A 7351-nucleotide genomic window follows, 5' to 3' on the forward strand; every position below is an offset into this window, starting at 1 on the left:
TCTACCAAAAATTTGAGAAACATTTTTCAGACAATTCCAATCAAAAAAAGAGGACATCTATCGGATGTCCTCTTTTCTATAAACCTTTTATTGTTTTTTCAATTCAATTGCTAAATAGTGTGATTGCTCTTTCGCTTGAATGTGAATATCTTCTTCTACAGATTCTGCTGCATCCCGCATAACAAACGTTTCACCATTTATTACACTGCTTCCTTCAATTTGTACAAGGTACAATTGACGGCCTTCTTTCACTGGAAAATGAATTTCTTTTCCAGCCTCTAATGATAAAGAATATAAATTCGCATCTTGGTGAATTTGAATTGGTGCATTTCCTTCTACTGAAGATACCATATGGAACCATTCATCTGCACGCTTGCTCCAATCAAATTTAAACTCACCATAGTTTGGTTTATGATCTGCGCGGTCTGGTAAAATCCAAATTTGTAATAAACGCAGCGTTTCATCGCCTAAATTATGCTCGCTATGAAATACACCCGTGCCAGCACTCATATATTGAACATGTCCACGCTCAATTGTTCCGCGATTTCCCATGCTGTCTTCATGTGTTAAAGCACCATCTACAACGTAAGAAATAATCTCCATATCACGGTGCGGATGCATATCAAAACCAGTTTGCGCCGCTACTAGATCATCATTAATAACACGTAACGCTCCGAAGTTCATGTTATTTGGATTATAGTAATTGGCAAAAGAAAAATGAAAATGTGTATTTAACCAACCATGATTTGCTCTGCCCATATTTTTATGATCAACTTTTCTAAACATATCCTTCACCTCATACTATCTCGAATTCGAGATTTATTTTAAAATTTTTTCTTACTGTAACTTTTTTAGTAGTGTTAATAATTGCTTTTGTTCCTCTATATTTAAATTATGAAACTTCTCTGCTTGGAACGTTTCTTGAGGTGGGACGATTTCCTCATATAAAGCTCTTCCCTTTTCTGTTAAAGAAATATATTTCGTAGTACCCTCTTGTTCACGCAAAATCCACTCAAGCTGCTCCATTTTATTTAAAAGCTGCGTTACATTTCCTTTCGTAACAAATAGCTTATTTCCAAGTTCTTGCTGCGTTAAACGATTATGTCCTCCAACTTGAGCTAACACATCAAACTGGGCGGCAGATATATTCCATTTTTTCAAATGCTGATTCGTCTCACGAATACTCTTATTATAAAAGCGTGACAAACGAAACCATAATAGTAGCCCTAGTCTATCTTCTGTTTTCATTTCATCACCTCTCTCGTTTCATATCATTAGTTTAGAACTAAACTTAATAAAAGTCAAATACTTATTTTTAATAAGTACAAAAAGCACAGCGCTATTTCTCCACTATGCTTTACATTAACTTTCTACTCTTATATTCATCCAATTTCCTCTCCGCGAACTTCCTCGCATCTTTTTCAATCCACCGCTCTTCGTACCGTTCACTTCCCACATACAATATATCTCTCTTATGCTGCATCGCATGGCGGAATTCATGCAGTAGCGTTTTGAGAACTTGATCATACTCTTCCCACATACAAACGAAAATTAATTGCTTTTCTTTATGATAAAAACCACCTACTGGGAATAGGAACTCTTCTTCCTCTTCCCCTAATGATAGAAGCACATCATTTGCATCACACGTATCACAAAAAATAACGGGCGTTTTACATACTCCAATAAGAGAAAACAAATCCTCTCTCAACTTTTTGACATCCCAAGGAAGCTCCGAATCCAACACATACCAATTCTCTACCTGTTGATATACATTTTGAAACTGGAGTTCCATTTCTCTTTATTCCCCTTTCCAAGCACCCTTTTTCTATATGTATGCCACAATATGGTAAATATTAAACGTATTCTTTCATCCTTGAAAAAATGCCAATAAAAAAGGAATCTACGTCGACATAGATTCCTTTTCTGTAATCACTTTTTTTTCATCATTTTTTTTAATACAAAATAACCAATTGCACAAACAATAGCAGCAAGTGCAAAGTATTTCACATATGGCCCCGCAACTTTATTAATACTTTCCCACTCTGTTCCTAATTTAAAACCTAAATATACAAACACAATTGACCACGGAATAACAGCTAATGTAGTTAGCGTAATAAACTTAGCATGTGACATTTTCGCAATACCCGCTGGTATCGAAATAGCATGACGCACAACCGGAATAAAACGTGCGGTAAAGATAACGCCAGTTCCATAACGATTAAACCAATCTTCAGCATAATCAATATGTTTCTTCTGAATTAAAATATATTTTCCATATCGCTCAAGAACAGGTCTTCCTCCATATCGACCAATCCAATAAATGAATAGTTGTGCAATTACACCACCAATTGTACCGAACGCGACAGCGCCCCAAAATGTAATGCTTCCTGTTGATACTAAATAACCTGCATAAGACAATACGATTTCACTTGGAATAACCTCTAGCATTAATCCAAGCATAATTCCCCAATAACCAAGTCCTTCTAAAAAAACTAAAACCGAATGAATCAACTCTCCTAACATCATTTACCTCTCTTTACTGTTTTCATTACAAAAATAAAAGTACAAGCAGGAAATATCTTGTACTTTTATTTTTTTAATTTAGTTAGTCTTCGTATCCCACTTAAAGATTTTATTTAAGAATTTATATACATTCTTCGACTCTTTTGTCAAAAGTGGGCCTAAAATGGATAGTATAAGCACGTATAGTGCTGAGAATGGTTTCAGTACTGACATTAAACCACCGGCGATACCGATATTAGCCATAATGATGGAGAACTCTCCTCTTGAAACGATTGTTAATCCGATATTTGTTGATGCTTTATGAGATAATCCAGCTTGTCTTCCTGCAATCATTCCTGCTACAAAGTTACCGATTATCGTAAGAAGGACAGCACCTAACGTTAACCATATCGCTCCGCCTAATGAGAACGGATCAATACTTAACCCGAAGCTGAAGAAGAAAATAGCTCCGAAAAAGTCTCTAAATGGAACAACAAGATGTTCAATTCGGTCACTATGCTCTGTCTCAGAGAAAACTAATCCTAGAAGAAGTGCTCCAATTGCTTCTGCAACGTGAATTGTTTCTGAAAAACCAGCAATGAAGAATAATGAAGCAAATACTACAATAATAAAGATTTCATCTGAGCTAATATTGAGCAATTTATTTAATAACGGCGTAGCCTTTCTAGCTACTATAAAGAATAGAAGCATATATCCTAAAGCAATTCCAATTGAAGTAAGGGCACCTAAGAAGGAAGCGTGATCTCCAAGTACTAAACCAGAAACAACTGATAAATATACAGCAAGGAATATATCTTCAAACATAATAATTCCTAAAATTAATTCGGTTTCATTATTACCAGTTCTTCTTAAGTCCACTAACACTTTAGCAACGATAGCGCTAGAAGAAATCGTAATAATACCCGCAATAATTAAGATTTCTAGTAATGGGAATCCCATTATAACTCCGTATAACAAACCAAGTGAAAAGTTAATTAAAATATAAATCGTTCCGCCAATCGCAATAGAGCGTCCAGATTTAATTAGTTTTTTCATTGAAAATTCTAATCCTAGATAGAATAGAAGGAATAGAACCCCAATCCGTCCAAGGAAGGAAATTACACTTGCACTTTCAATAAATTTGAGATCGATAACACCTATTGTCGGTGCATGCGGTCCTACTAACATTCCAAGAACGATTAGAAAAGGAATTACTGAGAATTTAAATTTTCCAGCAATTACTGCTGCAATTGCCACTAAAACTAAAGCTGTACCAACTTCAAAAATTAACGTATCCATCTAATCAGTCCCCCTATTTGAAAGTAATTCATTAATGATTTTTTTAATTTCTTCTCTCTCACCTGAAACTACAAGCATATCTCCTTCTTCAATTACTGTTTCTGGTCCTGGATTAAATAACTTCTTCATGTTCTTCTTCATAACCGCGATTATTGTTACGCTATATGTTTTTCTTATTTCAAGATCGCCAATTGTTTTTCCGATTGCTGGAGCTGTATTCTCCACTTTGAACCACTCAATCGCTAAACCTTCAAAAACCATCTCAACATTTTCTAACGCCCTAGGCTTATATACCATTCCACCTAATATTGCCGCGATTTGTCTTGCCTCTGAGTCACGTAGTGAAATACTTGAGATGCTTTCTTCATGATCTGAATCAAAATGATACATTTCTCTACGACCATCATCATGAATGACAATTACCATCTTTTCGTTACCTTTCGTAACGATTTGAAACTTATAACCAATACCTGGAAGTTCACTTTCTCTAATATTCATTTTTAGCTCCTCCATAACTTATTTATTTTAATTTTCTGTTTTTCTGTCTTTTATTCATCCAATCAACTTTAGAAATTCTAACCACTCAGGATATTTGTGATTTGGAAATCTTTTATTGTAATAATAAGTGAACCCTAAAAAGATACTTAAAGATGTAATGATAAAAAATATATTACTTCTCATTTTCAAACTCTCAAGGCTTACTTTCCATAAAGAATTTTCTTTCAAATTATCCCCACCTTCTCGCTTTACATTTAGTTTTTTAAAATGTAAATAATTCTAAAAATATTACGATGTAACATAATCATAACACAAAAATGATTTAAGTAACATAATTTTTTAGAAAAATTGATTCTCGTATATTTTTTGCATATAATTTTCTTATTACGAAAAAAAGGAAGTGTATTATATGGTTGATATCTTTAGCAGATTCCTTGAGGTAACGAATAATATTTTATGGTCATATATTCTTATTGCAATGCTAATCGGCTTCGGTCTTTACTTCTCTTTTAAATTAAAATTTGTCCAAATTACTCATTTCAGTGAGATGGTCAGCTTAATTAGTAAAGGGTTTAATCGAAAAGAAAAAAAGAAAGATAGCATCTCACCATTCCAAGCATTTTGCTTAAGTGCAGCAGCACGTATCGGTATCGGAAACTTAGCTGGTGTAGCATTAGCAATTTCAATGGGTGGACCTGGCGCAATATTTTGGATGTGGTTTATCGCAATTATCGGAGCAGCTACTAGTTTTGTAGAATGTACACTTGCGCAAATTTATAAAGTAAAAGATGGAAGTAGGTTCCGTGGTGGACCAGCATATTACATGGAAAAAGGGTTAAACAAACGCTGGATGGGCGTCTGGTTTTCACTTCTTATTACAGTTGCGTACGGATTAATTTTCAATTCAGTGCAAGCAAATACAGTAACAATAGCGTTTGAAAATGCTTTTGGACTAGAGCGAACAATCGTAGGAGCTCTATTAGCCTTATTAGTTGCAGTTATTATTTTTGGTGGTATTAAGAGCATTTCACGTATTACAGAAATGATTGTTCCGCCAATGGCAATCGTTTATATCGGCGTGGCTATTTTTGTCGTTATTAACAACTTCAGTATGTTACCAAGCATTTTCATGGAAATCTTTAACGGTGCATTCGGTTTAGACCAAGCCATCGCTGGTGGTATTGGAGCAGCAATCAAGTTCGGAATTCAGCGCGGTTTATTCGCTACAGAAGCGGGAATGGGTAGCTCTCCTAATGCAGCAGCAACATCTGATGTATCTCACCCTGTAAAACAAGGGCTTGTTCAAGCGTTAGGCGTTTTCGTAGATACATTCTTAGTATGTACATCAACAGCATTTATCGTATTATGTTCTGGACTTTACAAAGGATCAAATTTAGAAGGTATCGAATTAACACAAAACGCATTAAGTTCACAAATTGGACCGTGGGCAAGCACTTTCTTAGCGATTATTATTTTCCTATTCGCTTTCAGTTCACTTCTAGGAAACTACTATTATGGTGAAACAAATATCGCATTCATTAAAGAAAGTAAAACATGGTTAATGATTTATCGTGTTGCAGTTGTCGGAATGGTATTCTTCGGATCAATCGCTGCTCTTAAAACAGTTTGGAGTTTAGCTGATTTATTCATGGGACTAATGGTATTCACAAACTTAATTGCCATCTCATTCCTTAGCAAATTTGCTTACGCTGCATTAGTAGACTATTTGAAGCAAAAGAAACAAGGAAAAGATCCTGTCTTCGTTGCAAACTCTATCCCTGGCTTAAAGAATACAGAGTGCTGGGATGGGCAGGATGTAGAAGAAAAACAAAAGGCCGTTTAACAAATAAAAGCGGAAGTGGCTCGTTCAGAACAGGAGGGTGTTGGAACTCCTGATTACGAGGCGCTTTTTGCCTCGAATGAAGGATTGAAACAACCGACTGTTCTAGCCGCTGGAGCTGGATATCATTTAAAGCGAAAGCGGCTCGTTCAGAATCGCAGGACACTTCAAGCTCTCGACCTTGAAGCGCTTTTTGCTTCGAGCGAGAGAGCGAAATGACCGACTGGTCTAGTCACCGGAGCTGGATATCACTAAAAGCACAAGCGGCTCGTTTAGAACAAGAGCCATATCTCAAACAAAGGCCCTATTACTTCACCGTAATAGGGCCTTTTATTTACAACAGTTCATAATTTGTTCAAATTAATTCCAGCAAAAGGGTTGATTTATAGAGATTACTAGATTATAATGATTATAAATTAGTAATTGATATCACATAACAACTCAAAAGGAGATTGATCATAATGAACAAACAAGTAATCGAAGTATTAAACAAACAAGTAGCAGACTGGAGCGTTTTATTCACAAAACTTCACAACTTCCATTGGTACGTAAAAGGACCTCAATTCTTCACATTACACGAGAAATTCGAAGAACTTTACACAGAATCAGCTACTCACATCGATGAAATTGCAGAACGTATTTTAGCAATTGGCGGCAAACCAGTAGCAACAATGAAAGAATACTTAGAACTATCTTCTATTCAAGAAGCAGCATACGGAGAAACTGCAGAAGGGATGGTCGAAGCAATCATGAAAGACTACGAAATGATGCTAGTCGAACTGAAAAAAGGCATGGAAATCGCTCAAGACTCTGACGATGAAATGACATCTGACCTACTACTAGGCATCTACACAGAACTAGAAAAACACGCTTGGATGCTACGTGCGTTCTTGAATCAATAATAATTAAAAGCGGAAGCGGCTCGTTCAGAACAGGAGGGTGTTGGAACTCCTGATTACGAGGCGCTTTTTGCCTCGAATGAAGGAGTGAAACAACCGACTGTTCTAGCTGCTGGAGCTGGATATCATTTAAAAGCGGAAGCGGCTCGTTTAGAGTCGCTTTTTTATGTAATGGTCGCACTTAACGGTACACGAAATTATATCAACGATTTTTCAAATATATCGATCATTACCCGCAATATATCAACGATTTTTTCATTATATCGATCATTACCCGCAATATATCAACGATTTTTTCATTATATCGATCATT

9 protein-coding genes are annotated in these 7351 nt (G+C 35.8%); 3 read left to right on the forward strand and 6 right to left on the reverse strand.

Features of this window, described 5'->3' with window-relative positions; all coding sequences use genetic code 11:
- Positions 1-87: 87 nt before the first annotated feature.
- From BLT20_RS28355 to BLT20_RS28380, 6 genes are all read right to left on the reverse strand, one after another.
- Complete coding sequence (locus tag BLT20_RS28355; protein WP_000488926.1) at positions 88-786, reverse strand: pirin family protein; 699 nt, start codon at positions 784-786, stop codon at positions 88-90.
- Between the two features lie 51 nt (positions 787-837).
- Complete coding sequence (locus tag BLT20_RS28360) at positions 838-1248, reverse strand: MarR family winged helix-turn-helix transcriptional regulator (protein WP_000845467.1); 411 nt, start codon at positions 1246-1248, stop codon at positions 838-840.
- A gap of 109 nt (positions 1249-1357) precedes the next feature.
- Positions 1358-1792 carry a DUF3920 family protein gene (locus BLT20_RS28365; RefSeq protein ID WP_000422806.1) on the reverse strand — a complete coding sequence of 145 codons (435 nt, stop codon included), beginning with the start codon at positions 1790-1792 and terminating at the stop codon, positions 1358-1360.
- 137 nt (positions 1793-1929) lie between these two features.
- The gene (locus tag BLT20_RS28370; protein WP_000900214.1) at positions 1930-2523 is read right to left on the reverse strand and encodes an undecaprenyl phosphate transporter UptA; all 594 of its coding nucleotides are present in this window, start codon (positions 2521-2523) and stop codon (positions 1930-1932) included.
- 78 nt (positions 2524-2601) lie between these two features.
- Positions 2602-3801 carry a cation:proton antiporter gene (locus BLT20_RS28375; RefSeq protein ID WP_000380228.1) on the reverse strand — a complete coding sequence of 400 codons (1200 nt, stop codon included), beginning with the start codon at positions 3799-3801 and terminating at the stop codon, positions 2602-2604.
- The gene (locus tag BLT20_RS28380; RefSeq protein ID WP_001026076.1) at positions 3802-4299 is read right to left on the reverse strand and encodes a cation:proton antiporter regulatory subunit; all 498 of its coding nucleotides are present in this window, start codon (positions 4297-4299) and stop codon (positions 3802-3804) included.
- Between the two features lie 409 nt (positions 4300-4708).
- Here BLT20_RS28380 and BLT20_RS28390 point away from each other — a divergent pair, with 409 nt between their 5' ends.
- From BLT20_RS28390 to BLT20_RS30850, 3 genes are all read left to right on the forward strand, one after another.
- Positions 4709-6142: an alanine/glycine:cation symporter family protein gene (locus tag BLT20_RS28390; RefSeq protein ID WP_000227591.1), complete on the forward strand. Its 1434-nt coding sequence runs from the start codon at positions 4709-4711 to the stop codon at positions 6140-6142.
- A 458-nt stretch (positions 6143-6600) separates the two neighbouring features.
- Positions 6601-7041 (forward strand): Dps family protein, encoded by a 441-nt coding sequence (locus tag BLT20_RS28400; protein ID WP_001041895.1) that lies wholly within the window; start codon positions 6601-6603, stop codon positions 7039-7041.
- Positions 7042-7125: 84 nt separating this feature from the next.
- The coding region (locus BLT20_RS30850) for a hypothetical protein (RefSeq protein WP_305367281.1) at positions 7126-7351 on the forward strand (226 nt) is incomplete at its 3' end.

Source organism: Bacillus sp. cl96 (assembly GCF_900100505.1).
Classification (GTDB): domain Bacteria; phylum Bacillota; class Bacilli; order Bacillales; family Bacillaceae_G; genus Bacillus_A; species Bacillus_A cereus.

Coding starts and splice junctions, on each gene's coding strand:
- BLT20_RS28400 (WP_001041895.1), top strand. CDS start 6,601: ATGAACAAACAAGTAATCGAAGTATTAAACAAACAAGTAGCAGACTGG.
- BLT20_RS28355 (WP_000488926.1), bottom strand. CDS start 786: ATGTTTAGAAAAGTTGATCATAAAAATATGGGCAGAGCAAATCATGGT.
- BLT20_RS28365 (WP_000422806.1), bottom strand. CDS start 1,792: ATGGAACTCCAGTTTCAAAATGTATATCAACAGGTAGAGAATTGGTAT.
- BLT20_RS28380 (WP_001026076.1), bottom strand. CDS start 4,299: ATGAATATTAGAGAAAGTGAACTTCCAGGTATTGGTTATAAGTTTCAA.
- BLT20_RS28360 (WP_000845467.1), bottom strand. CDS start 1,248: ATGAAAACAGAAGATAGACTAGGGCTACTATTATGGTTTCGTTTGTCA.
- BLT20_RS28370 (WP_000900214.1), bottom strand. CDS start 2,523: ATGTTAGGAGAGTTGATTCATTCGGTTTTAGTTTTTTTAGAAGGACTT.
- BLT20_RS28390 (WP_000227591.1), top strand. CDS start 4,709: ATGGTTGATATCTTTAGCAGATTCCTTGAGGTAACGAATAATATTTTA.
- BLT20_RS28375 (WP_000380228.1), bottom strand. CDS start 3,801: ATGGATACGTTAATTTTTGAAGTTGGTACAGCTTTAGTTTTAGTGGCA.